Genomic DNA, 26,737 nt, shown 5'->3' with positions numbered 1-26,737 from the left:
TTAAGAGTATGAAAAAAATATATTGGCTTGGAATTATCCCGTTTCTTGGCTTTATTGTAGGCGCTTTGTTTACTAATAAAGTGACTCCCTATGTTCTAGGAATGCCATTTTTTCACTTTTGGATTGTACTCTGGTCTGTGCTAACCACAGGTATTATGGGGATTATATATCTACTAGATCCTGCTAATCAGAAGGGAGATTCAAGATGAATATTGCCGTGTTTTTCATCCTGTTTTTTTTCGTCATTTCTGTTTTGATTGGTATCCAGGCTAAAAAAGGGAAAGAAATGAACTTAGAACAATGGTCAGTTGGGGGACGTGGAATGGGAACCCTATTGATTTTCCTCTTGTCCGCAGGTGAAATGTATACGACCTTTACATTTTTAGGTGCAAGTGGATCGGCTTATGGGGAAGGAGGCTCCATCTTTAGTATCGTATCATACGGCTGTCTGGCTACAGTCATCTCCTACTGGACATTTCCTGCTATCTGGAGGTATGCAAAGAAACACCAATTAGTTTCCCAATCAGATTTTTTTGTAAAAAAATATCAAAGTCCTTATCTTGGTGTGCTTGTTGCTGTAATAGGTGTTATAGCTTGTACTTGCTACTTAGTCCTGCAATTGAAGGGGTTAGGATATATCGTTTCTGCAACATCCTATGGGGCCATTTCATCTACAGCTGCCATTTGGGTTGGAGCGATTGGTGTAACCATTTTTGTAATGGTTTCAGGTATTCACGGTTCTGCTAGGACAGCTATCTTGAAGGATATTCTGATTCTAGGCATTGTCATATTTTTGGGAGTTTATTTCCCTCTTCATTATTATGGCGGTCTTCAACCTATGTATGAGGCCATTGAAAATGCAAAGCCGAACTATACCATACTTCCGGATCAAGGAATGAGCGTTTCGTGGTATATATCGACCGTTATATTAAGCTCTATTGGATTTTATATGTGGCCGCACGGGTTTTCTCCTATTTATGCTGCCTCTAGCGAAAAAGCTTTACGAAAAAATGCAATCCTAATGCCAATGTACCAATTGATTTTGTTGTTTGCCTTTTTTGTCGGATTTGCAGCTATCTTACAGACGCCTGGATTAAAAGGCGCGGAAGCCGATCTTATCTTGCTGCAACTTTCTAAACAGGATTTTGATCCATGGTTTGTGGGCTTAATTGGTGGCACGGGCGTGTTAGCCGCTTTAGTACCAAGTTCGATGTTGTTGATGTCAATATCAACATCTCTGGCAAAAAATGTATATAGCGTATTCACTCCATCAGCAACGGAAAATCAGATTGCAAAACTGGTAAAATTCTTGGTTCCCCTTATTTCTCTCGTAGGGATTTACTTAACCTTTAAAGGTGGAAATTCCCTCTTTAGTCTCGCTTTAATCGCCTATAATTTTATCACACAACTTGCTCCTGCCTTTTTCGCAAGTTTGATGAGAAAGAATTTTGTAACCAAACATGGAGCATTCGCCGGGATTATAACAGGAGGCGTGCTAGTTTCTATTATGGAACTAGGGAACATCAAAATCAGTCAACTGTTTCCTTATCTTCCTCAAGCAATTAAAGACTTGAATGTAGGAATTATCGCCCTATTTGTTAATATCGTAGTTTTAGTGGGTGTCAGTGTGATGACAAAAAACATTACTAATACTCATAAGGATAATGATGTTTTAGAGACAACAACAGTAGAGCACAAGGTTCTAATACAAAAAGAATCTAACAGATAACACAACATGTATAGTAACTAATCCAAGAGTAATTCACTTCTAAAAAGATTATGTAAATACGAATGCCCTCCAGTTAAACGATCTGGAGGGCATTTTTTATTATGTAGACCGACAAAGAAATGTACTTTTTTTATTGTCAAAAATTCAAAGTTGGTCCATTGCTTGGTTATTCAACGAAGCTCCATTTTTGATTAAGATAAAAGGGCACATTGAGAAATTGATCATCAATGAGAGAAGGTAATTTCAGTTCTTTTAGATCGCTTACTGCTGAAATAAGTAAGAAGATTATCTAACAAGGAAATAAACCGGTCTGAATATGACCGGTTTGTTACATTTAGATTACTCTGTTTTAGCGCTCTGATCTTTATTTCTTTTATTTCCTTTACTGTTGTCCCCACTAACAGGAACTTGTCCGTGTAATTGCGGTGAATTTTGATTACGGCTGCCTTTATTAAATTTTTTTGTCATATCTCACATCTCCTTTCTTATTTCAAATACAGTTTGTCCGTTTTTGGTGAACTTATGTTTTCTCATGAAAAGAACATCCATAGAATCTAATCCTTTACAATTTTTAATAAATTATTTTAAAAAAATTAATACCATCTTTACTTTAATTTGCTAAATTTGATTTGTGGCTTGGATAGGCACTATTTAACAAGTTAATCGAGAAGTACATACATAGTCTATTTCGATTTTGCAGAGAAGGTGAGTTTGGCTTCAAAATAAGTGATGGGACTTAGTTCAGAATGAAGCTGATGAGTGAGAAATTCTTAAAAAATAGAGGACTAAGTCTTCAAGGAAAATAAAGGAGGACATTATGGAAAACATACCGTTAAATAGACGCACCTTTTTAACACGTATTGGAACAGGAGCTACTGCTCTTGCAGTGGCCACTTCTGGTTTAGGTATTTTAAGCGAGACAGTTAATGCGGAAACCGACAGCCTTTTACATGTAAAACCGAAGAAAAAGGGCTTTAAGTTTACTCCGATTGAAACTACAAATAAGGACGAACTCGTTCTTCCAAAAGGATTTAAATATGACGTTGTAGCCGCTTATGGCGATGTAATCAATGGTAAGGGTGACACATTTGGTTTTAATAATGATTTCACCCTTTACTTTCCTATTCAAAATTCCAATGAAAGAGGATTATTATGGGTAAACCACGAATATACAAACCCTCTTTACGTGGAAGGAGAAAAAGTAAATGGCAAGTATGCTCCTACACAAATTGAAAAGCTTCTTTATAACCAGGGCGGTTCCATTATTGAAGTGTACTATGACAAGAAAGTGAATAAATGGAAAATGGATGCTGCTTCCACTTATGCCCGACGAGTAACGGGATTAACATCTTTTGCACTTACTGGGCCGGCCAAAGGAACAAAAGTGGTAAACGGCGCAACAAGTGTTCAGGGAACATTCGCTAACTGTTCTGGTGGAAAAACATTATGGAATACGGTTTTATCCTGTGAAGAGAACTTCGAAGAAACCGCTAATAATGCCGGATTAAACCAAACACATTACGGCTGGGTAATCGAAGTTGACCCGTTCAATCCAAATTTTGCGGTTCGCAAACATACCGCTCTTGGACGTTTCAACCATGAAAATGCTTCAATGGGACTTGCCAAAGACCAACGTGTCGTCGTTTATATGGGAGACGATAAAAAAGATGCTTGTGTCTATAAATTTGTAAGTAAGGATAAATATGTACCTGCATTAGGAAAGGCAAATTCCCGTCTTCTTGAGGAAGGGAATTTATATGTAGCGGACTTTAAAAAAGGAAGATGGATAGCTCTGACAATTGAGGCCGTACAAAAGGGGGCGGCTGGCAAACCGGAACTATTGGAAAAGTTCCAAACGCAAGGTGATGTTGTTACTAACTGTCACGAAGCAGCCCTCCTTCTTGGCGGAACACCGACTGACCGACCGGAGGATGTGGAAATTTCACCATTTGATAGCTCGATCTTTATTGCACATACGAATAATGATAAGCACGGAAACTTACATGGACACATTACACGTTTTATCGAAAAAAAAGGTGACCATGGAGCAACTGAGTTTGAATATGAAATTTTCGCAGCTGGCGGACGTCAAAGCGGATTCAGCGCACCAGACAACTTAACTTTTGACAGCAACGCGAATTTATGGACCGTAACGGATATTTCATCGAGTAGCTTAAATCAAGGTGCATGGACAAGCTTTGGCAATAACGGAATGTTTGTCATTCCTACCGTTGGTCGAGATAAAGGGATTGCCTGGCAGTTTGCAGCCGCTCCAATGGAGGCTGAATTAACCGGACCTTGTTTCACTCCAAATGAAAAGACACTATTCTTGTCTGTTCAGCACCCTGGTGAAGAAACGGAAGATATCAATAATCCTACAAGTACATGGCCGCATCGTAAAGGTGAAAAGATGCCTCGTCCGGCAGTCGTGGCTATTACAGGATTTAAATTTTAAGGAGGAAACACGATGTTGCAAAATATTGGGATACCTGGATTGGTTTTGATTTTGGTCATTGCTCTCATCATATTTGGTCCATCTAAGTTGCCCGAAATTGGACGTGCTTTCGGTAGCACATTGAGAGAATTTAAAAACTCTACTAAGGATTTAATTTCATCAGACGAGAAAGAAGAAAAGACGCAATCTAAGTAATTTTTAAGAAGATGTAAGCAATAAGCTTACATCTTCCTCTTGCATTTAAGAAAGGAGGGACTGTATGACTAATCAAGAAATGCTTATGGTTGAGCACCTTGAGGAACTCAGGAAACGGATCATCTATACTTTGATTGCTTTTCTGGTTTTTTTAATTGGATCATTCATTTTTGTGAACGACATTTACACATGGCTTATTCGTGATCTTGGCCATCGGTTAGCTGTATTGGGGCCAAGTGAAATCCTCTGGGTATATTTTATGATTTCTGGCGTGATTGCGATTGCTCTTACGATTCCAATTGCCGCCTATCAAACATGGCTATTTGTAAAACCGGCACTTTCTGAAAATGAACGAAAAACGACACTAACGTACATTCCTGGACTGTTTATCCTTTTTATTGCCGGTTTATCATTCGGATATTTTGTCGTGTATCCAACCGTGCTGGGTTTTTTACTATCTTTGTCTGAAGGTCAATTTGAAACGATGTTTACGTCTGAAAAATATTTTAAATTTATGATTAACTTGACACTGCCGTTTGGATTTTTATTCGAAATTCCGCTGGTTGTCATGTTCCTCACCTCTCTTGGTGTCATTAATCCCATGATTCTTTCAAAAGCGCGAAAGATATCTTACTTTTTGCTTGTCGTTGTAGCCATTTTAATTACACCACCAGATTTCATGTCAGATATATTAGTTACCGTGCCTCTTTTAGTTTTATACGAGTTTAGTGTGACATTGTCAAAAATCGTCTACCGGAAAAAACTCAAACAGCAATCGGATAACGTCATTGAAATGAGGAAAACGTCTTAAATAAAAACGAACTTCTGTTTGTAAGGAGTTCGTTTTTTATTATGTAAATTGGGGTAACCATCCTATGCTCACCAAGCTAAGTGAGGAATTCCTATGCGAGAAATATAGGACATGTTATCCGTTGAGTGATTATATATCAATAAAATTTTTCTGGATATTCATTCACCTGTTCGTAAAAGTATACTTTTACGAAATTTTTTTGATTGTTACTTCTTTAAAATAGGCTGTGTTAAACAATGCATGTGATTTTTCTTCTTCAACTATACGGGCAGATTAGATGAAGAAGCCGACCATTAAAGGTCGGCTTTTTTCATACTATTTTTAACAACAGGCGCCATAGCCGTAACCGCCGCCGTAACCGCCGCCGTAACCGCCGCCGTATCCACCAACAAAGCTAGCTCCAACAATGATTAAGAGTATAAACAAAACGACTATAAAGGCGAAACCTCCACCAAATCCAAAACCGTCGTCACACCTTGATTCACAACCTGACATATAGACATCTCCTTATTTGTTTTTAAGGAGGAAATTAATTAAATGGGTAATATCAGCTTATGCTCTAATCAGGGAAATGACACAAGTTCATTGGATAAAATGTTGAAGGTACCTCTTATTGGGATTATAGGTTCGTTAGTTCAATAACACCTATGAATATAATCAAACTTTTTAATGAAATTTCTATACCAATTAATAAGTAAAGAAACCATTCTGAGAAGTCTTTTTTCAAAATGGTTTCTTTTTATTAAACGTAAAATGAAGGCACGCACATATTTCTGACAAAACTCTATTTCAAAGCTAAACAAAGCGTTCCAAAAATCCTTAACCATAGAACTTCCTTTATCAATTTTACCAAAATTATAGGTACTAAATAAAGTTCGATAATTTTTAATAAAGATTGATAATTTGTAAAAAAGTTTGATGAAAATTCTATTTTGATAATGCAACTTCGTTTTTTTCAGGATCCACTTTAGCATTTCTTCTTGAATAAAAAATGACCCACCTTGGTCCGCATTAGTTAAGAGGCGTGGTGGGTTCTTTTATCTTAATAATAATTCCTTTTATACTATTCAAGAAAACACTACAGTAAATGGAATAATAAAAATCGATATTACTTAAAAAATAGATTCATTACTTATTTTTTAGAATAATCTTCATGATAAGCGGGAAGTGTTACTGTAATAGTTGTTCCCTTATTCGAAACACTATTTATATTAAGTGTACCATTCATCGTTTGGATTGTCTTAACAGCTAACATTGATCCTAACCCTGTACCTTTTTCTTTGCAACTGTAATAAGGTTCACCAAAACGGTTTATTTGTTCTTTGTTCATTCCTATTCCATTGTCACTTATTTCGATAATTATGTCGAAATTATTTTTATAGGAAACAATACTAAGTTCCCCGCCGTTTGGCATAGCCTCTATACCATTTTTAATCAGGTTTATGAAGCATTGCTTGAAATGTTGAATATTCCCACGCGTAATGCCTGGAGTTAACTGTTCTGATATATTAACTAAATTCATGTTAGCTAATGGTTTTATCATTTCAATTACATATCCTATTTCACGGTTTATTAAAATATTATCCACTTTTTCAATTGCAGGTTTTGCAAATGCTAAGTATTCACTAATAATTGATTCTGCACTATTAAGTTCTCTAACAACATGTTCTATATATTGTTCTTTTACTTCTTGAGAGAGATCAGAAGCCTTTAGCAGTTGAACAAACCCTTTCACAACTGTTAAAGGATTTCTAATTTCATGTGAAATACTAGCTGCAAGTTGACTAACTATCTCCATCTTTTCAAGTCTCACCATTTGTGTTCGGATTAAAATTGCATCTTTTAAAATTTCCATGATATATACAGCCAAAACGATAATAAAAGGAGGGAGGATGATAAAGTAAAATACATACGCCTCCGTTATTCGAAAATAATCAGACATAACAAGTGAAATAAAGCTGGTTAGTATTCCTAGAAACAAAATTAATAGTATGGAGCTATTTAGCTTATTTTTTCTATTAAAATTTTTGAATTTGGAAGAAAATAGAGCCGTTATAATAAATATAACGATATATACAATTAACGTAAGTAAATTGAAACCATAAAAAGCAAATCTAAAAGTTAATATTATGACTAACAGAGCAGCCCCTACAGGCCAACCACCATAAAGTGTCCCTATTATAAAAGGGATTTGCCGAAGATCATGAACACAATATTCATCTATATAAATAGGAAACTTCATACATAATATAATAGGAAAGCTCATGCATGTAGTAATGAGGGCCTTGCGATACTGATTCAACCTTTTGCCATGATCTAATAAAATGGAATAAATCAAAATACTTACTAAGATATAAAAGAGATTATCTAATATGTTTTGATTAATATAAATAAAATTCATTGGATTCTCCTGAAAAATTAACAATTAGGTCTATTATACAGGAATAACATTAAAAAGGAGGATTTTAATATGGTAATTGTTAATTGACAAGAAAGACGTTTAAATATAAAGAAAGACTTGTTTAGAAACGCTATCCAGTTACTCCATTAAAGGGCACTTTAATGGAATAAGGAAAACAGAAATGATCAAACTATAAAGAATGATTTAAGCTGATTGTACTTCTAGGGCTAATGGCATTATTATTACTATTAATTTAAATTCGAAAAGGTAAGTTTATTTTCATCTTCAACTTCAACTAAAAGCATGGCGTTGATTCGGTAGAATTAACGTCTTTTATTTTTGTTTTATTAATGGCACTTGGATTTAATTATTCCATTACAGTAGATACTATCTTTTATACCTATGTTTTAATGTTTTACGAATTTTATGTAGTCAAATAATGAAAAAAAGTATATAATCGCATTAATATTTGTACCTATAAATGTTATATATGATAATAAATTTAATGGGTTGGTATAAAAATGGAGGGTTTATATGAAGTTTCCACATGATTTTTTATTTGGAGCAGCTTCTGCTTCTTATCAAATAGAAGGAGCATGGAATGAAGATGGTAAAGGTATAACGAATTGGGATGTCTTTTCAAAGACTCCAGGGAAAACGTATGGGGGTACTAACGGTGATGTAGCCATAGACCATTATCATCGATACAAAGAAGATATAAAATTAATGGCAGAGATGGGACTTGAATCGTACCGTTTTTCCATTTCATGGGCACGTATTTTGCCAACAGGAGATGGAGAAGTCAATGAAAAAGGCTTGGAATTTTATAATAATGTTATTAATGAATGTTTAAAATATGGTATTGTTCCATTTGTTACGCTGTATCATTGGGATTTGCCTCTGACGCTTGAAGAAGATGGAGGATGGACGAATAAGAGAACAGCTGAGGCCTTCGTCAAGTATGCAGGAATTTGTTTTCGGGCATTCGGAGACCGCGTCAAACATTGGATTACGTTTAATGAAACGATTATGTTCTGCGGATTAGGCTATTTAAAAGGAGCTCACCCGCCTGGTATCCAAAACGATGAGTATAAATACTTTCAAGCGACACATTACGTGTTTTATGCACATGCAAAAGCTGTAGAAGTCTATAAAGAACTAAAATCTTACGGCGAGGTTGGTATTACCCATGTTTTCTTACCAGCTTACAGCGTAGATGATAAACATGAGAATGTATTAGCTGCTAGACATGCTAATGAATATGAAACTTTTTGGTATTATGACCCAATTTTAAAAGGTGAATATCCGTCTTATGTGGTTGAGCAATTAAAGGAGAAAGGCTGGGCGCCAAGTTGGACAGAAGAAGAATTAGATACGTTAAAAAGAAATGCTGGAAAAAATGATTTTATTGGACTTAATTATTATCAGCCCATTCGAGTAGAAAAAAATCACGAGGCTGACTCATCCATGGAACATTCAAGAGAAACATCTACTCTAGCTCCAGGCAACCCGTCTTTCGATGGCTTTTATCGGACCGTAAAGATGGAAGATAAAACATATACAAAATGGGGGTGGGAAATCTCACCTCAAGGGTTTTTAGACGGGCTGCATATGTTAAAAGAGCGTTATGGTGATATTAAAATGTATGTAACAGAAAACGGACTTGGTGATGAGGATCCGATTATTGAAGGCGAAATAGTAGATGTTCCTCGTATTAAATATATTGAGAAACATTTAAAAGTGATAAAGCGTGCAATCAAAGAAGGCATTCATTTAAAAGGGTATTACGCATGGTCTGTTATTGATCTATTAAGCTGGTTAAATGGGTATAAAAAGCAATACGGATTTATTTACGTGGATCATCATGATCATTTAAACCGAAAGAAAAAGCTGTCGTTTCATTGGTATAAGCATATTATTGAGACGAGAGGAGAAGAGCTGTAAGTAAAAAGAAAACCTCTTGATTTTAATCAAGAGGTTTTGTGTATAATAGAAGCAGTAAATGATTGAGGACGATTAATAGGGAGATAATATGGCTGTAAAATATAAAGAAATTGCTGATCGATTAGAATGTGAAATACAGGAAGGTAAGTTTGATAAAACAAAAAAGTTGCCGACAGAAGAAGAACTGATAAAAAAATTTGAAGTGAGCCGAAATACGATTCGAAAAGCAATTAATCAGCTGGTCAATCGTGGCTATATTTATCAGGTGCAAGGCAGCGGCATGTTTTTACGGGAAGAATCTGTAACAGATTATATTAATTTAGGCAGTCTCAGAGGATTAACAAAAGATTTGACTTCAAAAACAATTGAGACGAAAATTCTGGCTTTACATGTGCTAGAAGCTGATGAAGTAAACGCAAAACAAATGCGATGTGAAGTAGGAACAAAACTTTATTATATCAAGCGGCTACGAATTGTAGATAAAGAACCTTTTTCAATTGAAATAAGTTACTTTAAAAAAGATATTGTGCCATATTTAAATGAAGATATTGCAGCGAGTTCTATTTACAGTTACCTTATAGAGGACTTAAAATTAAACATTGGTTTTGCTGACAAAGTAATTAACTGCGAAAAAATCGATGAAGCAAGTGCGATAGTGCTGCAAGTTAATCCGCTAGATCCAGCATTGATTATTGAAAATACAGTATGCTTATCTAACGGAACCATCTTTGAATTATCTAAATCAGTATTCCATTATCAAAAAGCAAAAATCTTAAATCGAACCAATTTTAAATAAAATAAGATTGAACCGGTAAAGACTTCTGTTCTTAATTGGAATTGAACAGTGTAGCTTTTACCCTTCCTAAATGTGTTAGTGACTTATGTAAATAATCCAAGTGATTTTTTGTTATTGATGTTACTGATAATATATCTAATTAAAAAATATTATTAATCTAAGAGGCGATACTTTGACAAAGTATCGTCTCCTTATATACGATTGCACAATGATTTGGTCTTATTTAACCCGGCCCCAATTACTTAATAATGATTTCTGGACAGACTTCCCTACGAAAGAGGAAGTTTGTCCTATTTTTGAACAATGAACAAATTTAACAGATGCCTTAGATGAAAATCCGGAGCTGTCTTTAAGGCAGCTTTTTTTTATTGAGGGAGGTTAGTTAATCAAAAGGAAAGTTATTAGACATAATTTTTTGAAAATTATTGATGGTCATATTAGTAGGTATTATACTAATTACTAATCGCTAAACGGAAATGGGCAAAATTATCAAGGCAAAACAATGGAGAAAAGAGCTAATGTAGATTACGCATGGTATTACATAAAATAAGGTCCGTCAGTAATGAAAGGTAAATCGCTGCGATAGAAGTAATAGCATTCCGTAAATTATCTTTTTTTTACCTCTTGAAAAATAATTGAAATAACAATTTAATTAGGAAAAAAAGTTCTTCGGAAAGGAAGACAGAATAATGTCTGAAGCATTAAAAAGTATAGAAAATCAACCAGATTGGATACAAACATATATTGATTCTCCAGAAAAACAACAACAGTTATATCGACGTACGTTGCTGATTGTTGTTATATCACAAATATTCGGGGGGGCAGGTCTTGCAGCTGGTGTAACCGTCGGAGCACTTCTTGCACAAGACATGCTGGGTACAGAGAGTATGGTAGGGGTTCCGACTGCATTGTTCACATTAGGTTCTGCAGGAGCAGCGCTAATTGTAGGGCAACTCTCCCAACGTTTTGGACGCCGTTCTGGACTCGCGACCGGTTTCTTGGCTGGTGGTCTTGGCGCGGTCGGGGTAGTAATTTCCGCATTAATTAACAGCATTCCACTTTTATTTGTTTCACTGCTAATCTATGGTGCTGGATCGGCTACAAACTTACAAGCACGCTATGCCGGTACAGACTTGGCAAGTTCTAAACAGCGGGCAACAGCTATCAGTATTGCTATGGTATCAACCACATTAGGTGCTGTTGCAGGCCCCAATTTGGTAAATATAATGGGCGAATTGGCTTGGTCAATCGGTGTTCCTTCTTTGGCTGGTCCATTTATTCTTGCGGCTGTAGCTTACATCCTTGCTGGTTTGGTGTTATTAGCTTTACTTCGTCCAGACCCTTTCATTGTTGCAAAAGCAATGGCAGATGTTCAGAAAACACACAATGCCGTACTTTCAAACAAGGATTCAAATGCACCGACGATAAACAAGCGAGGAATTGTTGCCGGAGCTACAGTAATGACCTTAACTAATTTTTTAATGATTGCAATTATGACAATGACACCTATACATATGGGACATCATGGACATGATTTGAAAGAGGTAGGGGTAGTAATTGGTTTTCACATAGCAGCGATGTTTCTGCCTTCTTTAGTAACTGGATTCTTAGTAGATAAAATTGGACGAACTGCAGTGGTTATCGCTTCTGGTGCCACTCTGCTTGCTGCTTGTATACTTGCTTCCAGTGGACCAGCTGATTCCATGCTGGTGCTCAACACCTCACTTGTTTTACTTGGGCTTGGCTGGAACTTCGGTTTGATTAGTGGTACAGCGCTAATAGTTGATTCAACTCACCCTTCCACTCGCGCAAAGACGCAAGGATCTGTCGATGTTTTGATCGCTTTGTCAGGAGCAGCGGGCGGTGCACTATCTGGCATGGTTGTAGCTCATTACAGCTATGCAACACTCTCATTTGCCGGAGCTATCCTTTCACTACTGCTGATTCCAGTTGTCATTTGGTCCCTTAGAGGTAAAGAATGATGGACTTTTAAAGTTAAGAAGTATGGAAAATACACAAAATTATTCATTCAATTGAATATGTGATTTGACCAATCTTTTTTCAAAACGTGCTCTTTCTATTTGTATTTGCGGAAAAAAAAGATTGATAAATTATATTGAAGTTTGATAAAAACAGCTTGTTAGATTTTGAAAATCTAGCTAGCTGTTTTTATTTGGAATATATAAATGTAGAATGAAATGCGAAAGAATATTTTTATTTACCTAAAGGTCCGTAGAAACTCATTTAGGAAAGCGGGTAGCGTATGGATTTCTTTCATTTTATTATTTTGCTTTGCTATTACATTGCATAATATAGAAGAGGCTCTTTGGCTGCTTAAATGGCCACAGCAGGTGAATTTCATTTTGCTGTGATTATCAATACTTTGATTTTAATTACTGGATATTTCATATTCGTTTAAAAATTCAATAATTCCATCTACCAACCCAGATGATAATGGTAGTTCAGGATTTGTATAGGTTGCTAGATTTCTCTCTCGATCTACAGGTGCTTCTTTCAATACATGATTCATCTTCTCGAGTATAAGTAATTCAGAATCTCCTTTTGCCTTGTGTAGCGCTTCTGCATTAGTGGACGCCACTTGAATATCTCTATTACCGTTTACAATTAGAACAGGGATAGTTAGCTCTTTTACTAATTCTATCGGATTATATTGAATCCAAGAAATCATGTAAGGTTGAACAGAAGGACGGAATACACTTTGCAAGTCTGCACTTACAGTCTTAACTTGTTTACCTTGTTTTAGTTTTGTTAATATATCTTTAGACTCTGTTAATAACTTCGGTGTCAGCTGCTCTTCAAGCTGTTTAAGAAGTACTTGGTCAATAGGTTCGCCTGCTCCAGCTAATGAAATGAATGTGTCTGTCTCTGTTTTCTTTGCAGCTGCCATTCCAATTAATGAACCTTCACTATGACCGATGATGCCAACTTTAGAAAAACGGCTATCCTTTTTAGCAAATTGAACCCATGCAGCTGCATCTTCAATATATTGTTCGAATCTCAGTTCCTCTTCTTTTCCTGCCAAATTCATATTTTCCCCGACTCCGCGCTTATCATACCTAATACTTGCGATACCTTTTTCTGCAAGACTTTCTGCTAACATTTTCAAACTATTATTTTTCCCAGGAAGTGCAATGGAGTTCCCATCTTTATCAGTTGGACCCGAACCCGCAATTATAATCATCACAGGAAAAGGACCTTCATCTTTTGGTGTTTCTAAAAGTCCATACATGGTTCCTTTCTCCAAGTCGGCCTTCACAACTTCACCTGATCTTTTTTCCTCAACTTTTTCATCAGATTTCTTGAGCAATTCAAAAGGAAACTCTTGCCCTTGCTGAACAAATGTTCCTGAAATCTTCTCCTGATCTACTTTCCCATCAAACGTTATTTGCTGATTTTGAATTTTCATATCAAAAAACAAGTCTGATTTATTTAACTTTACATTTGTTAAGGGGAATTTGTTCAATCCTTGTACAGGAATACTTATCGTTCCATCTTTCTTCGTGAAATGAACAATAATCGGGAGAGGCTGATTTGGAATCATTATTTCTCCTTCCCACGTACCTTCAATAGCTTTCAACGAATTCTTTTCCACCTGTTCTACCTCCTTAGTACTGCACCCTAGCAATAATACTAAAGCACTTACAATGATACACATAATCGAAAACAGTCTTTTCATAAGAGCCCCTTTCCAGCCTATAGATAATAGGAACAGAAGATATTTTTTTAGAAGTTAGTGTTCCAGTACTTTATAACTCGAATAAAGCCTAATACTGTGCGATCAAATTTATTGTTTGATTCAGTCACTCATTCCTTAACAAGTCGGATTAGTCTTCTTCCAGTTGATACAACTACATTTTAACATTTAATTTCAATAATTTTCCTTATAATAAAAATTATTCTTCCGCTAAACTGTAAACTTTTAGTTGTGGTAGCGAATAATGGGATAACTGGTGCTTTACTTCAATAAGGGAGTTGGTTTGGTAACGGGGCAGATTATTTGAAGAAGAACTATATAAATAAAAGGGATTTTTTAGAAGTTAAGAAAGTATAATTTGTTTATTTAATGATGATATAGATATAATGGAACAATTATCAAATATTCCGAAAGTGAGTTGATTTTGTATGGATACTCAAGTAACTACGAAATTTAAAATACTCAAACCAGTTAATGAGGTATTTGAAGCCATAGTAGACCCTGAAAAAATGTCTAATTATTGGTTTTCATCGGGAACTGGAAGAGTGGAACAAGGCAAGACGATTACTTGGAGATATGATGAATACAATGCTGAAGGAGTTATCAATGTATTGGAAGTCGAGGAAGATAAAAAAATTGTTTTCTCGTGGGGAGGATATGGTCAAGAAACGGTTGTTACAATTACACTAAAAGAGTTGGTTAATACGAGTACAATTATTGAAGTAAACGAATTGGGTATTAAAGAAGATGACCCCGAGATAATAAACAAAATGATAGGACAAAAAGAGGGTTGGGTATATATGTTAACTTGTTTAAAGGGTTATTTGGAAAATGGTATTAGTAATTTGAGAGCATCATTAATCCATTAGTTAAATAATTCTTGTGGAACTAACAGGTGCGACTGTAAAAAAATATAGAAGGAGATCCTATATCATGACTGTACAAGTAAAGCTTAAAGATATTATTGAAGAAATGGAAATACAGTTTGAAGAGTCTCAATCATTTCTAAATATTAATACGGGTGAAATTTTTTTTGTAACTTCTAATGATTTGAGAGCTGCTGAAGATGATGAACCATTCGATCATTTACCTGATTGGCAACAAGAAAATTTAAGGGTTGCTAATGATGTTGTTGAAAACTTTGAGAATTATATAGAGTTACCAACTAAATATGATGTCCATGAATATGAAATGATGGAAGACTTCTGCCTAACTGTTAGTGATCTACGAAAGCAAAATTCTTTATTATTAGAAATTAAGGGAAAGGGTGCCTTTAGAAAATTCAAGGACAAAATAATAGATTTTGAAATCGAAGATCAATGGTATTCATATCGTGACGAGCGTTTTAAACAAATTGCTAAAAAATGGTGTCAAGATAATAACGTCAACTATATTGAATAGATAAGACAAAGTGCTTTCAATAAGCGTGAATGAGACTAACTAGCAAGAATCATTTTAAGAAAAAAAAATCATCAAACCTTTAGTTTGATGATTCAGTTTGTAGACAAAAGGGGTCCAGAATGTTTTAATTCTGGACCCCTTTTGAAATTCCCTTTGAATTTTGATCAAGATTAAGAGATTGGGCCTCTACGAGCCCACTTTATTAAGCCATTATTGGACCTTGCCATGTCCAATTGGCAATCTTCTTTAAATTCATGGCAGCGAATGTAAGCATCGCCTGCATCGACAATTTTTTAAGTCCCCTTAAAGTAGTCCAACGCATACCATGCTTTTCTTTTGCATCTGCGAATACACGCTCTATTGTTTCTTTGCGTTTCGCATATATAGGTTTTACATCCTTGTGGTGACGCAGATGATCTGCTTCTTTCATATAATTTTGCCAGATATGGCGTGTCACCACTTTTTGATGGTCTTTGCTTACTGTACACTGTGATAAAAATGAGCATGTCGCACAAGTGTGTTTGGGTGATTTGTACTCGCGATAGCCCTCTTTATTTGTTGTTGAGTACTTTAAAATCTCGCCCGATGGGCAGAGATAACAATTAAAATGTTCATCGTAGACATAGTCATGCTTGCGAAAGAACCCTTCTTTTGTTCGTGGACGTGTATAGGGTAAAGCTGGTGTGATTTCTTTCCCAAAAAGGTAGCTTGTAATGGCTGGTGTTTTGTAAGCTGCATCTGCGGCAACAGCTTCAGGTTTTCCAACTTTCTCAATCACTTGTTCAACAAGAGGCTCTAAGATATGACTATCATGCGTATTTCCTGGTGTTACAATCGTCCCCAGTACAAAACCGTTGCGGTCTGCAGCCGTATGAAATGAATAGGCAAACTGTTTTGTTCGTTCATCTTTTACATAGTAGCCACTCTCAGGGTCAGTTGAACTTTCTTTAATTTCTTTGGTTTCTTCTTTATCAAATTTATCCAATGGAAAAGGCTTCTTTCCATTGTTTTCACGATCTTGATTTATTTCTTCTTGAAGGCGTCCTTGATATGCTCGTGTTTCCTTACGAACGATTTTCTTTTCGAATTTCCGCTTATTCGCACTGGCTTTCACATGTGTTGAATCAACGAATACGTGCTCTGCACTAATTAACTTTCTTTCTGATGCTGTCATTAAGATACGATAAAAAATCTGTTCAAACAGGTCTGTATCTTTAAAGCGACGCTCATAATTTTTCCCGAACGTTGAGAAGTGAGGTACTTTATCATGGAAACCGTAACCTAAAAACCAACGGTAAGCCATATTCGTTTCAACTTCTTCAATCGTTTTACGCATCGAACGAATACCGAAGGTATATTGAATGAATGTCAATTTAACTAAAATAACTGGATCAATACTTGGGCGGCCTATCTCTGAATACATCTCTTTCACCAAGTCATAAATGAAAGTGAAGTCAATGGCCCCCTCAATTTTACGAACCAAATGGTTCGCTGGCACCAGTTGATCCAAAGTAATCATTTCAAGTTGATCTCGCTGAATAGAATTATGTTTCGAAAGCATCGTCATCACCTCAAGTTTTAATACTCCTATATTAAAACAAAAAAGACTGTAGGAAAAAGTGTTTATTTCTAATTGTTAAAACAAAGTTGATTGGAACGGAAGGTGCGAGACTCCTGCGGGAAAAGCGTGTCCAAGGGAGACCCCACAGGCGCAAAGGCGCCGAGGAGGCTCCCTGACCGCCCGCGGAAAGCGAGTGCCTGCAGTGGAAATCAACTTTCGAATTTTTACAACCCCTCAAAAAAACTGTAGACAAACTCGATTTTCATCGAGTTTGTCTACAGTCTGAATCATCAAACCTTTAGTTTGATGATTTTTTTACTTGTTCGGAAGTATTAGAAGCATTTAATAAAACTACCCCTCCAATTATTAATACTAAGCCACCTAATGTAATGATGCTAAATGGTTCTCGCCATAACAGTACACCAATTAACGCTGTTATAGCTGTTCCTATTCCTGACCAAATAGCATAAGCTAAACTTAACGGAATTGTTTTAAGACATAATGATAAGCAATAAAATGCTAAACCAAAACCAAGAATAACTCCAATTGAAGGGAATAAATTTGTGAATCCTTCCGACAATTTAAGCATTGTCGTGCCGAATATTTCGCTGATAATTGATATTCCTAAAGCGATATAACCTTTCATACAATTACCTCCGATTCTCTAAAGGTTAATGAGCGCCACCACTTGAGAGTTTCAAAACAACAACTCCACCAATGATTAGGACTAAACCAAGAAATTTTTTCAGATTAAAACTTTCTTTATAAACGATAACACCCACTAATGCGGTTAAAGCTGTGCCTATACCTGACCAAATAGCATAAGCCGTACCAAGTGGAATTGTTTTAAGAGATAAAGACAAGCAATAAAAGGCTATACCCATTCCAATTATTACTCCAATGGAAGGGAACAACTTTTTAAATCCGTTTGATACTTTTAACATTGAACTACCAAATACTTCACTAATGATGGCTATTCCCAAAATTACATATGGATTCAAGGTGAACTCCTCCTATTTTGTCATATTTATTAATTGCTGGATTACTTCCTTATTCATTTTGTCATCTAACGGTGCTATATTAAACAGTTCTGAGTAATAAAGGCCATCTATTGCTAACCGAATAATAGTTGCTGTTATAGGATTTATATTATCCTGTTCGACTTTGTTTTGCATATACTGATAACTTTTGGACATACTTTCTGATAAACTAGGATTCAACATAGAAGCAGCAATTATTCCTATATTTAACTCGGCATTGTGGTCCAAGTCCTCTTTGGTTGTTTCAATTAAAGCACGACACCATTTCCCTTTTTCTAATGGGTCTTTCTTAGCATGTTCTTCAAATAACATAGTGAATTCTTCAAAAATATATTGTGTTAACCCTAGCAATAATGCTTCTTTATTTGGGTAGTGATATAATAAGCCACCTTTACTTATTCCAGCTTGTTTTGCCACAGCATCTAAAGTCAAATCATTAAAATCATTTTGAATAATGAATTCTTTTGCAGATTTCAAGATAAGATTACGTTTCATTTTAGCTTTCGATTCCAAATAGTATCAATCCTTTTTAAAACCGTCCAGACGGTTTTTTTTAAATAATATCGTCCAAACGGTTTTTTTGTCAAGTACATACAATAACTCTTATTCAACTAAACCAGCCAATAGTTTGTTAATATTTTCCAATAAACACTTAACATATTTCATGCGATGCTTAATTTGTGCATACCAAATAATTTTCAAAGGTTCTGTGAAGTTTTGGGCTATTTTTTACTTGGTGTAGAAAAGAAAAAGATTTCGGAAACTTCTGATAAAATTGTTGACCGATGGGGAAGAGGCGTTATCTTAGTCATCTTTTTATGCACTTTTCCGTCGGTAAGTACAAATGATATGAATTGGCTTTTGATACTTTATTTATTTTTATTATATGCTTTCAGTCTATTCTTGAGTGGAAGTACCTGAAGAACTCAAAATAATATGTCACCACCCTTATTTTTCTAATATTAGGTGTAATTATTATGTATAATATTGAATATTTTTTTCAATTATTGGGCTGAAGTTAGGTTGCTTAATAGATAGAAGGTTGTGAAATATTGTACTTAAAGTAACAGGTGCTTTACTTCAATAAGGGAGATGCTTAGGCAGGTTTTTTCTTATGGAGCTAAGGCGGCAGCACTCCAATGAATAAAAATGAGATTTGAGCGTAAAAAGACCCTTGGTATGGTAAAAGTGTCCTGAGGCTGGCCAGCCTCAGGACACTTTTATCAAAACCAGGAGACCTAGCATGAATTATACCCAAAATAAGAAAATCGCTCATGAAAAATTTCTTCATGATATTGGTACTCGTATTGTAAAAGTCGTTCCCTTTCCGAGTTCACCTTTAACAGATATAGTCCCATCATGCATATCAATAATCTTTTTCACAATCGATAAACCTAAACCACTCCCACTTTTTGAGCGTTCCCTTGCCTGGTCTGCTTTATAGAATCGTTCGAATATGTGAAGCTGGTCTTTATCTGAAATGCCAATTCCAGTATCAGAAATCTTTATGACTGCTTGATCATCAATCTGTTGTAATCGAATAGTAATTGTTCCATGATAGTGGGTGAATTTGATACTATTGTGTATTAAATTTGTCCATACTTGGCTCATTAAATCCTCATCTATAAAGACCGAAATCTTTTCTAATGATACATCCATTACTAATTCTTTTTGCATCCAATTCGGTTCGCAAGCCAAAATAATTGTTCGAATTTGTTGATCTAGTCGATAGCTTTTTTTTTCAAACGGATGATGCTTGGATTCAAGGGATGTAAGCTTCAGAAGATTATCACTTAATTTAGATAATCTCCGGCTCTCTGTCTCAATAATATGGAGGTAATGATTTCGTTCTTCTATTGTCAGCTTATTAAATTGAAGCGCTTGGGCAAATCCTACAATGGAAGTAAGAGGCGACTGTATTTCATGTGAGACATTAGAGATGAATTCCTGCCGCATTTCTTCCATTTGTTTCAATTGTTTGGCCATGTGATTGAAGTGGTTAATGATTTCGGTTATTTCGCCGTTTCTCTTATCCATTTTAAAATCCAAATGGACATTATAATCGCCATTGGCAATTTTCCTTAAGGCATCAATGATCTCCAGGTAAAAATTTACGCGTTTATTGTGATTTATAGCATGCATAAGATAACCAATGAATATCATAATGGCGATGCTAGTCATGATTGTTGCTAGATATTGAACAAAATCGGATAGTCTTAAAGGCAATAGCTGAATGATATAGTAACCAGCCGAAAAACAAAACGACATAAACGCCAGAAAAAACAGTCCGCCAAGTATTGGTTTGAAAAATCGATTGGCCGTCAACTTGTTATCTCCAAACGGTAACCTAATCCCCAAATCGTTCGAATCCGAAATGGGAATTCCAATTCTGGAAACCGTTCTCTCACTCTTTTAATATGAACATCGACAGTTCGTTCATCACCTTCATAATCATAGCCCCAAATATCTTCAATAAGTTCTTCCCTAGAGAAAGTTTTTCCAGGATAACTTGCTAGTTTAAATAACACTTCAAACTCTTTTAAAGGAATCGTATATTCCAGGTCTTTAAATGACATTTCATGTGTGTTGCGATTCATCTTTAATTCACCTATCTTTAATGTTTGAGAAATAGTGATTTTATACCGTTTTAATAATGCTTTTATTCTAAGGACTAATTCGATTGGCTCAAATGGTTTTACAAGATAATCATCTGCCCCAAGACCAAATCCCTTTACTTTCTGTGTTGTTTCTCCTTTTGCCGTCAGCATTAAAATGGGGATATCACTAAATTCCCGTATCTCTTTGCATAATTGCCATCCATCCATGTTAGGCATCATTATATCAATAACTGCTAAATCGATTTTTACCTTCTCCATTAAGTTCAATGCTTGTAGCCCATCTGAGGCTTCATATAGATCAAACCCTTCTTTTCTTAACAAGAGTTGTATAAGTTCGCGAATATGGGCATCATCATCGACAATTAATATTTTTGTCATCCTTCTTCTTTCCTTTCGATGAATTAGGCTAGTTCAAGTTTGTTTAACTGCTGTTCAGCAAATTCGCGATATAATGAGTGCGTATTATATAGTTCTTTATGTGTTCCGCTGCCTGTTATTTTCCCTTTTTCTAGGAAGATGATTTGATCTGAATTAATGACAGTCGATAGGCGGTGAGCAATTACTATTGTTGTTCTGCCTTTCATTAAATCATTTAACGCCTGTTGAACAACATGTTCCGATTTGCTGTCTAGGCTTGAGGTAGCTTCATCAAGCATTAATATTTTTGGGTTTCTTAAAAATGCACGAGCAATCGCAATTCTTTGTCTTTGACCGCCTGATAATTTCATACCTCGTTCACCAACCTCAGTATCATATCCGTTTGGAAGTTCAGAAATAAACTGATCGGCATACGCCATTTTAGCTACTTGATTTAATTCTTCATCTGTTATATCCCGATCTATTCCATAACAAATATTATCTCTAATTGTACCTGATACAATAGGACTTTCTTGCGAAACATAACCAATCTGGCTTCTCCATGAAAGGAGTGTGAAATCATTTATGGATTTCCCACCTATGGAGATAGAGCCTTGCTGTGGTTTATAGAAACGCTCAAATAATGAGAAAAGAGTCGTTTTTCCGCTGCCACTTGGGCCGACAATTGCAGTGACTTTACCTGCTTCAACGGTAAAGCTTATATCTTTAAGTACCTGTTCTCCATTATTATAACTATAGTTTAGATGATCCACGGTGATTGATTGATTGATATTTTGAACTTGCTGATTCGCGTCTTCTTCCTCTTCTGAATCCAAAATGGAAATTATACGCTCTGTTGCACCCGTAGCTTTTTGGAATTGTGTAAAGAAACCTGCTAATTGAGCCATTGGCATGATAATTTGGAAAAGGTACATAATGAATGCAACTAAAGCTCCAGCTGACAGAGCTCCTGAAGAAACACGCATTCCCCCATAACCTAAAATTAGGACAAGTAATGCCATCATGACTAAACTCATTAGTGGGCCAATTAAAGCTTGTATTTTTGCTTCTTTTAATCCGAATTGAAATAATTTGGTAATCCCTTTATTTCCATTTTGATATTCAAATGTTTCTGCATTGGATGCTTTAACTAGACGGATTTCGGTTAGCACCTGTTGGAGAATTGAGGTGAAACTTGCTGTCTCATCCTGCATCCCCTTTGATATTTGATGCATTTTTTTGCCAAGCGGCATTAATATTAAAACAGAGAGTGGGATTGCAATGAGCATCAACAATGTCATTTTCCAATCCAGTACAAATAACACAATCATGGAGCCTACAATGGAAATGATTCCTGTAACGAAATTAGATAGGTGTTCCGAAATTAATCCTTTCACTACAGTTGTATCATTTGTCATTCGACTAACTGTTTCTCCTGATTGATGTTCATCAAAATAATTCACGGGTAATACAAGTAATTTTCTCCATAGTTGATCTCGAATACCCGCTACTACAGATTGCCCGATCCGATTTAATAAATAGATGGAAAATCCACTAGCCAATGCTTGAACAATAATTGCAAGAACGAGAAGTGTGATCCGTTCAGTGCTTAGTGAGCTAATTGAAAAATCATTAATAAGATTCTTTGTGAATAACGGGACTAATAATCCTACACCTGTTGTACTTAAGCTTAATACTAAAGCAATCCCTATCATTAGTTTAGAAGGCTTTGTTTGTTGAACTAATCGAATAAACTGGCGCCATCCTTTTTGCTTTTTTACTTCTGACATATTTATTTACATCCTTTCTTAATCCTTTTTACAAGAGGAAGTATACAAAGAAGTTATGAATTGAATATGAACTTCTAAGTTAATTATTCTATTTAGTGGTTTTTTCGAAATAACTGGTAACATGACTTTGTTTTGCTAGTTAATCTACCAAAAAAGCAAACATAGGGATGCCGTAGCTAAAATCCGTGCATGAATGATTTGTTAAATAAGTGATACTTCATATTAGATGAAGCCGTTGAACAAATCATAAATCAACTTTAATGTTTACCAAAGCCTTTTGTATAAAATATACAGGAGTTTGCCCTAATCCAGATGACCTTTATATGAATGAAATAGATAGGACATAATAGATATCATAGGATTTAGATATTTTAGTAAGGGTTACATATAGAAAAGTATGGAATTATCAAGAGGGCATAATTTTTGACCAAGGATCTTTAACAGTGATACGCTTACTTTTAGATATTACGTATTCAAAATCAAGGAGGAACACAAAATGACACAATCCAAACAACAAAAAATCACCCTGGCAAACCGACCAAAAGGAATGCCTTCGAAAGAAGATTTTAACTTTGTGGAGAGTGATGTTCCCACACCAAAAGAAGATCAAATATTATTACGGACGCTTTATTTATCTGTCGATCCATACATGCGTGGAAGAATGCAAGATACTAAATCATATATAGCTCCATTTGAATTGAATAAGGTCATCACTGGAGGCGTTGTAGCCGAAGTGGTAGAATCCAATTCGAATTCCTTCAAACAAGGAGATGTTGTTGTTGGGAATATCGACTGGGCAGAGTATACGGTGGTCAATGAAAAAGAAATCCGAGTGATTGATCCTAAAGTTGCCCCTGTCACAACTCATTTAGGGATTCTCGGGATGACTGGTTTAACAGCTTACTTTGGTTTGCTCGATATCGGAAAACCTCAAGAAGGTGAAACAGTCGTGGTTTCTGGAGCAGCTGGGGCTGTTGGTTCAGTAGTTGGACAAATTGCTAAAATCAAAGGTGCTAAGGTAGTAGGCATTGCTGGCTCAGATGAAAAACTTGAGTATTTAACAAAAGAGCTTGGCTTCGATGGAGCTGTTAATTATAAAAAAGATAGCTTTGCGACAGATTTAAAAAACGCTGTTCCTAACGGAGTCGATGTTTATTTCGATAATGTTGGCGGTGAGGTAACGGATGCTGTTTTCACACTTTTAAATACAAATGCTCGTATTCCATTATGCGGAGCGATTTCCTCTTATAATGCAGAAGGAAAAGATTTAGGGCCGCGTCTGCAATCGGCGATGATCAAAACGAGTGCACTTATGAAAGGTTTCACAGTTGGTAATTATGCCGAAAGATTCCAAGAAGGTGCGACAGATTTAGGGGAATGGCTACAGCAAGGAAAATTGAAGTATGAAGAAACCATTATTGAAGGGTTTGAAAATACCCCTGATGCATTTCTAGGTTTATTTAAAGGAACGAATCTGGGTAAACAACTTGTAAAAGTTGCAGAACCTAAATACGCTACGCTCTAAGCATGGGAACCTAGTAGAGGGTAACATTGGTGTGACATAGTCTTTAAAACAGTATTGAAAAAAGAGTAAATAATTAAGGGTATATAATAAGCGGCCTTTTTTCGATATTCAATCGGGGGAAGGCCGTTTCCCTTTTCCTAGATACGAGAAAGATTAACGTATATTCCTCTTCCTTTAAGGTATCTTTTGTTGTTAATGAAGGATATTAAAAGAAGCTCTAGATTAAGCCATCAAGATAACGGTTGAATAGCGTCAAAAGAGAAGATAGGGAGCGAATTATTTAATGAAAGGAAAAGTGAAATGGGCAAAAATAAACAAAGAGTATCTTCAAAGTCTCCGAAATTAGAAGCGATACATACGACATTTAAACAGGCTTTTGAAATAAAAAAGAATCCATTTCCGTGGATAAAGGCATTGAGTGCAGGAATTGCTGCTGCATTACCTGTATTCATAGGATTATTATTTGGGAATTTTGAGTACGGTTTACTGGCAGGAATTGGTGGATTCTCTTATTTATACGTGTTTAACCAACCGTATGAGCAAAGAGCTAAAAAGATTTTCTTTGTAATGTGGGGCCTTTCTTTATCTGTTGTCTTAGGAACCCTTTTGGCCCCATATCAGCTAGGGACAGCTATAGTGATGGGGATTATTGGGGCATGTGTATTTTTCATTTTTGGTGCTTTAAATATCACTGGTCCTTCGGCAATATTTTTCGTTTTGAGTTTTGCGCTTGCTACAGGTATGCCTATTGATCAATCACTTGCGCCGTTACGTGGAGGGCTTGTTTTATTAGGTGGGGCATTATCTTGGATAATCTGTATGTTAGGCTGGTTTTACAATCCCCATGGACCTGAAACTAATGCAGTGGAAAAAGTGTATAGAGAGTTGGCGGTATTCTTTGATTCAATAGGGACAGAGAAGTTTAATACAGCAAGACACAGAACGGTACTAGCAATGAAGCAAGCAGAAAATACGCTTTTAGCCGGGTATTCAGCCAAGAGAAGTACAGATATATTTAAGCGGTTGTTTCTTTTAAATGAACATGCAAACGCGATATTCTTGAGAGTTCTTGAAATTTCTTTGAACAATAAGATCGTACTTCCACCTGAATTAGGGAAATCCGTTCAGGCATTAGCTGACTCTATTGGATCTAAAACGAAAAATAAATCAAAGATTCTTCAGCCAGAGCAGGTTGATAAAGAAGTAGAAGATTTATTCATAAAAATCTATAATGCAGATGCCATCATGAATGAACCGGTTCAAAAAATTCATCAAGAAGTCTTAATCTCAAAGCCTTCTCTAAAAACCATATTTCTGGGGGCATTTGATAAAAACTCCATAGTCTTTCTCACTTCTGTACGATATGGAACAATCCTTACTATCGCCGCTATCATCGCTTATTCAGCCGGTTTTAATCGTTCGTATTGGGTGCCCTTATCCTGTGCTGCAGTAATGTCCGGTGCTACCATTATCGCCACATTTCATCGTGCTGTTCAAAGGACTTTCGGGACAATCATTGGGCTCCTATTAGCAAGTTTGATTCTTGCATCTGTTCATAACGAGTTTATTATTGTGCTAATCATCTTGTGTTTGACTTTCATTACAGAGCTTTTTATCGTTCGGAATTATGGGTTAGCTGCGATGTTCTTTACACCTTCAGCTTTAATCATGGCAGAATATTCAACTCAAAGTTACGACTTCAGTTTCTTTGCAACAGTAAGGATAACTGATATCGTTGTAGGGAGTATTATAGGCCTTGCTGGGTCATTGTTAGTCGGAAGTCGATCAGCGTCCAGTCTTCTGAGTCATTTTATCGCGAAAACGATTCGAAGTCAGGGTCAATTTTTATTAATGGCGTTCTCTGAAAATAATAGGACCCTTACATTTGATGAGAGCAGTGAACGAAGCAAAATGCAAACCAATATGGTCAATCTATTAACGGTATACAATACGTCTCTAGGTGAGATATTCAAAAACAAGGCCAGATTAGAGTCTCTATGGCCCGTAATATTCTCAATAGAACAATTGGGGTATTATCTAAATGCCAGCTTGAAATACTCTGAACGTCCAGTTCTTTCAGAGAAGGATCTCGCTCAATTGCTTTATGTTTTTGAAACCATGGCAATAGCTGCAGATAAAGATCAATCTTCAACAAATAAAACCGTACCAGAAATTGAAGGGTTTTCAAAAATTCGTCACGAGATTTTGGACCTCCAAGAAGCTCTTCAGTTTAGGGGAGAAGTTTCAAGCTAACCTTAGAGTTTTGTTTAAGGGAGTTCTTATTATTGGCTCCCTCAATTCAACTGAATGAATGCACTAGCTGAAAATAGAGGGTTTATTCAAAAAGTCTGTAAAAATGCCAATTTTCAGTATAAAATGTAAATACATACAGAAAGGTG

At 35.9% G+C, this 26,737-nt stretch carries 22 protein-coding genes and 1 pseudogene; 12 read left to right on the top strand and 11 right to left on the bottom strand.

Annotated features, from left to right (window positions below; genetic code table 11):
* Nucleotides 1–8 precede the first annotated feature (8 nt).
* Together JFV29_RS08385 and JFV29_RS08380 are read left to right on the top strand one after the other, a co-directional pair.
* Nucleotides 9–209, top strand: a complete 201-nt coding sequence (locus tag JFV29_RS08385; RefSeq protein ID WP_053344651.1) for a DUF3311 domain-containing protein — start codon at nt 9–11, stop codon at nt 207–209.
* Nucleotides 206–1,729: a sodium:solute symporter family protein gene (locus JFV29_RS08380; RefSeq protein ID WP_201182405.1), complete on the top strand. Its 1,524-nt coding sequence runs from the start codon at nt 206–208 to the stop codon at nt 1,727–1,729. Before JFV29_RS08385 ends, JFV29_RS08380 begins: the two co-directional genes overlap by 4 nt.
* A 339-nt stretch (nt 1,730–2,068) precedes the next feature.
* Here JFV29_RS08380 and JFV29_RS30955 read toward each other — a convergent pair whose 3' ends face one another.
* A complete protein-coding gene (locus JFV29_RS30955; RefSeq protein WP_255264060.1) occupies nt 2,069–2,197 on the bottom strand; it encodes a hypothetical protein in 129 nt (42 codons plus the stop codon).
* A 349-nt stretch (nt 2,198–2,546) separates the two neighbouring features.
* Between JFV29_RS30955 and JFV29_RS08375 the strand changes: the two genes are divergently transcribed.
* The 3 genes from JFV29_RS08375 to tatC all read left to right on the top strand — a co-directional run bounded on the left by JFV29_RS08375 (nt 2,547) and on the right by tatC (nt 5,190).
* Nucleotides 2,547–4,184, top strand: a complete 1,638-nt coding sequence (locus JFV29_RS08375; protein WP_201182403.1) for a PhoX family protein — start codon at nt 2,547–2,549, stop codon at nt 4,182–4,184.
* A 12-nt stretch (nt 4,185–4,196) separates the two neighbouring features.
* Nucleotides 4,197–4,379, top strand: a complete 183-nt coding sequence (locus JFV29_RS08370; protein WP_053344654.1) for a twin-arginine translocase TatA/TatE family subunit — start codon at nt 4,197–4,199, stop codon at nt 4,377–4,379.
* A 64-nt stretch (nt 4,380–4,443) separates the two neighbouring features.
* On the top strand, nt 4,444–5,190 hold the full coding sequence (gene tatC, locus JFV29_RS08365) for a twin-arginine translocase subunit TatC (RefSeq protein WP_201182401.1): 747 nt from the start codon (nt 4,444–4,446) through the stop codon (nt 5,188–5,190).
* A gap of 378 nt (nt 5,191–5,568) precedes the next feature.
* Here the strand turns inward: tatC and JFV29_RS30950 are convergent.
* Both JFV29_RS30950 and JFV29_RS08355 read right to left on the bottom strand, forming a co-directional pair.
* Nucleotides 5,569–5,685: pseudogene (locus JFV29_RS30950) on the bottom strand (YjcZ family sporulation protein); the annotation flags it as partial.
* A gap of 637 nt (nt 5,686–6,322) precedes the next feature.
* A complete protein-coding gene (locus tag JFV29_RS08355; RefSeq protein WP_201182397.1) occupies nt 6,323–7,591 on the bottom strand; it encodes an ATP-binding protein in 1,269 nt (422 codons plus the stop codon).
* A 534-nt stretch (nt 7,592–8,125) separates the two neighbouring features.
* Here JFV29_RS08355 and JFV29_RS08350 point away from each other — a divergent pair.
* The 3 genes from JFV29_RS08350 to JFV29_RS08340 all read left to right on the top strand — a co-directional run bounded on the left by JFV29_RS08350 (nt 8,126) and on the right by JFV29_RS08340 (nt 12,313).
* Nucleotides 8,126–9,535, top strand: a complete 1,410-nt coding sequence (locus JFV29_RS08350) for a GH1 family beta-glucosidase (RefSeq protein ID WP_201182395.1) — start codon at nt 8,126–8,128, stop codon at nt 9,533–9,535.
* 88 nt (nt 9,536–9,623) lie between these two features.
* Nucleotides 9,624–10,331, top strand: coding sequence for a GntR family transcriptional regulator (locus JFV29_RS08345; RefSeq protein ID WP_201182393.1), 708 nt, complete (start codon nt 9,624–9,626; stop codon nt 10,329–10,331).
* A gap of 689 nt (nt 10,332–11,020) precedes the next feature.
* Nucleotides 11,021–12,313 carry an MFS transporter gene (locus JFV29_RS08340; protein WP_201182391.1) on the top strand — a complete coding sequence of 431 codons (1,293 nt, stop codon included), beginning with the start codon at nt 11,021–11,023 and terminating at the stop codon, nt 12,311–12,313.
* A gap of 407 nt (nt 12,314–12,720) precedes the next feature.
* Here the strand turns inward: JFV29_RS08340 and JFV29_RS08335 are convergent, their stop codons facing one another.
* Complete coding sequence (locus JFV29_RS08335) at nt 12,721–13,944, bottom strand: alpha/beta hydrolase family protein (protein ID WP_309558640.1); 1,224 nt, start codon at nt 13,942–13,944, stop codon at nt 12,721–12,723.
* A gap of 530 nt (nt 13,945–14,474) precedes the next feature.
* Here JFV29_RS08335 and JFV29_RS08330 point away from each other — a divergent pair.
* Nucleotides 14,475–14,915, top strand: coding sequence for an SRPBCC family protein (locus JFV29_RS08330; protein WP_201182387.1), 441 nt, complete (start codon nt 14,475–14,477; stop codon nt 14,913–14,915).
* A 64-nt stretch (nt 14,916–14,979) separates the two neighbouring features.
* Nucleotides 14,980–15,447, top strand: a complete 468-nt coding sequence (locus JFV29_RS08325) for a UPF0158 family protein (protein WP_201182385.1) — start codon at nt 14,980–14,982, stop codon at nt 15,445–15,447.
* Nucleotides 15,448–15,649: 202 nt separating this feature from the next.
* Here JFV29_RS08325 and JFV29_RS08320 read toward each other — a convergent pair whose 3' ends face one another.
* The 7 genes from JFV29_RS08320 to JFV29_RS08290 form a co-directional block, all read right to left on the bottom strand.
* The gene (locus tag JFV29_RS08320) at nt 15,650–17,008 is read right to left on the bottom strand and encodes an IS1182 family transposase (protein WP_201182383.1); all 1,359 of its coding nucleotides are present in this window, start codon (nt 17,006–17,008) and stop codon (nt 15,650–15,652) included.
* A gap of 298 nt (nt 17,009–17,306) precedes the next feature.
* Nucleotides 17,307–17,654 (bottom strand): DMT family transporter, encoded by a 348-nt coding sequence (locus JFV29_RS08315; protein ID WP_053344663.1) that lies wholly within the window; start codon nt 17,652–17,654, stop codon nt 17,307–17,309.
* A 25-nt stretch (nt 17,655–17,679) separates the two neighbouring features.
* A complete protein-coding gene (locus JFV29_RS08310; protein ID WP_235569608.1) occupies nt 17,680–17,952 on the bottom strand; it encodes a DMT family transporter in 273 nt (90 codons plus the stop codon).
* A 69-nt stretch (nt 17,953–18,021) separates the two neighbouring features.
* The gene (locus tag JFV29_RS08305; RefSeq protein WP_201182381.1) at nt 18,022–18,561 is read right to left on the bottom strand and encodes a TetR/AcrR family transcriptional regulator; all 540 of its coding nucleotides are present in this window, start codon (nt 18,559–18,561) and stop codon (nt 18,022–18,024) included.
* A gap of 774 nt (nt 18,562–19,335) precedes the next feature.
* Nucleotides 19,336–20,406, bottom strand: a complete 1,071-nt coding sequence (locus JFV29_RS08300; protein ID WP_242486801.1) for a HAMP domain-containing sensor histidine kinase — start codon at nt 20,404–20,406, stop codon at nt 19,336–19,338.
* On the bottom strand, nt 20,370–21,044 hold the full coding sequence (locus JFV29_RS08295) for a response regulator transcription factor (RefSeq protein ID WP_201182380.1): 675 nt from the start codon (nt 21,042–21,044) through the stop codon (nt 20,370–20,372). Before JFV29_RS08295 ends, JFV29_RS08300 begins: the two co-directional genes overlap by 37 nt.
* A 23-nt stretch (nt 21,045–21,067) precedes the next feature.
* Nucleotides 21,068–22,819 (bottom strand): ABC transporter ATP-binding protein, encoded by a 1,752-nt coding sequence (locus JFV29_RS08290; protein ID WP_397443447.1) that lies wholly within the window; start codon nt 22,817–22,819, stop codon nt 21,068–21,070.
* 490 nt (nt 22,820–23,309) lie between these two features.
* Between JFV29_RS08290 and JFV29_RS08285 the strand changes: the two genes are divergently transcribed.
* Both JFV29_RS08285 and JFV29_RS08280 read left to right on the top strand, forming a co-directional pair.
* A complete protein-coding gene (locus tag JFV29_RS08285) occupies nt 23,310–24,338 on the top strand; it encodes an NADP-dependent oxidoreductase (protein ID WP_201182376.1) in 1,029 nt (342 codons plus the stop codon).
* A 300-nt stretch (nt 24,339–24,638) separates the two neighbouring features.
* Nucleotides 24,639–26,591, top strand: a complete 1,953-nt coding sequence (locus tag JFV29_RS08280) for an FUSC family protein (protein WP_201182374.1) — start codon at nt 24,639–24,641, stop codon at nt 26,589–26,591.
* The last annotated feature ends 146 nt before the right edge of the window (nt 26,592–26,737 follow it).

Source organism: Peribacillus sp. TH16, assembly GCF_016651095.1.
Classification (GTDB): Bacteria; Bacillota; Bacilli; order Bacillales; family DSM-1321; genus Peribacillus; species Peribacillus butanolivorans.
Note: the sequence above shows the minus strand (reverse complement) of the source record. Positions and strands in the feature narration are given on the sequence as shown.

Bases quoted from the DNA above. Each gene is read 5' to 3' on its own strand.
- JFV29_RS08345 (WP_201182393.1), top strand. From the start codon at position 9,624: ATGGCTGTAAAATATAAAGAAATTGCTGATCGATTAGAATGTGAAATA.
- JFV29_RS08350 (WP_201182395.1), top strand. From the start codon at position 8,126: ATGAAGTTTCCACATGATTTTTTATTTGGAGCAGCTTCTGCTTCTTAT.
- JFV29_RS08310 (WP_235569608.1), bottom strand. From the start codon at position 17,952: ATGTTAAAAGTATCAAACGGATTTAAAAAGTTGTTCCCTTCCATTGGA.
- JFV29_RS08355 (WP_201182397.1), bottom strand. From the start codon at position 7,591: ATGAATTTTATTTATATTAATCAAAACATATTAGATAATCTCTTTTAT.
- JFV29_RS08380 (WP_201182405.1), top strand. From the start codon at position 206: ATGAATATTGCCGTGTTTTTCATCCTGTTTTTTTTCGTCATTTCTGTT.
- JFV29_RS08295 (WP_201182380.1), bottom strand. From the start codon at position 21,044: ATGACAAAAATATTAATTGTCGATGATGATGCCCATATTCGCGAACTT.
- JFV29_RS08330 (WP_201182387.1), top strand. From the start codon at position 14,475: ATGGATACTCAAGTAACTACGAAATTTAAAATACTCAAACCAGTTAAT.
- JFV29_RS08320 (WP_201182383.1), bottom strand. From the start codon at position 17,008: ATGCTTTCGAAACATAATTCTATTCAGCGAGATCAACTTGAAATGATT.
- JFV29_RS30955 (WP_255264060.1), bottom strand. From the start codon at position 2,197: ATGACAAAAAAATTTAATAAAGGCAGCCGTAATCAAAATTCACCGCAA.
- JFV29_RS08280 (WP_201182374.1), top strand. From the start codon at position 24,639: ATGGGCAAAAATAAACAAAGAGTATCTTCAAAGTCTCCGAAATTAGAA.
- JFV29_RS08385 (WP_053344651.1), top strand. From the start codon at position 9: ATGAAAAAAATATATTGGCTTGGAATTATCCCGTTTCTTGGCTTTATT.
- JFV29_RS08370 (WP_053344654.1), top strand. From the start codon at position 4,197: ATGTTGCAAAATATTGGGATACCTGGATTGGTTTTGATTTTGGTCATT.
- JFV29_RS08285 (WP_201182376.1), top strand. From the start codon at position 23,310: ATGACACAATCCAAACAACAAAAAATCACCCTGGCAAACCGACCAAAA.
- JFV29_RS08315 (WP_053344663.1), bottom strand. From the start codon at position 17,654: ATGAAAGGTTATATCGCTTTAGGAATATCAATTATCAGCGAAATATTC.
- JFV29_RS08325 (WP_201182385.1), top strand. From the start codon at position 14,980: ATGACTGTACAAGTAAAGCTTAAAGATATTATTGAAGAAATGGAAATA.
- tatC (WP_201182401.1), top strand. From the start codon at position 4,444: ATGACTAATCAAGAAATGCTTATGGTTGAGCACCTTGAGGAACTCAGG.
- JFV29_RS08340 (WP_201182391.1), top strand. From the start codon at position 11,021: ATGTCTGAAGCATTAAAAAGTATAGAAAATCAACCAGATTGGATACAA.
- JFV29_RS08375 (WP_201182403.1), top strand. From the start codon at position 2,547: ATGGAAAACATACCGTTAAATAGACGCACCTTTTTAACACGTATTGGA.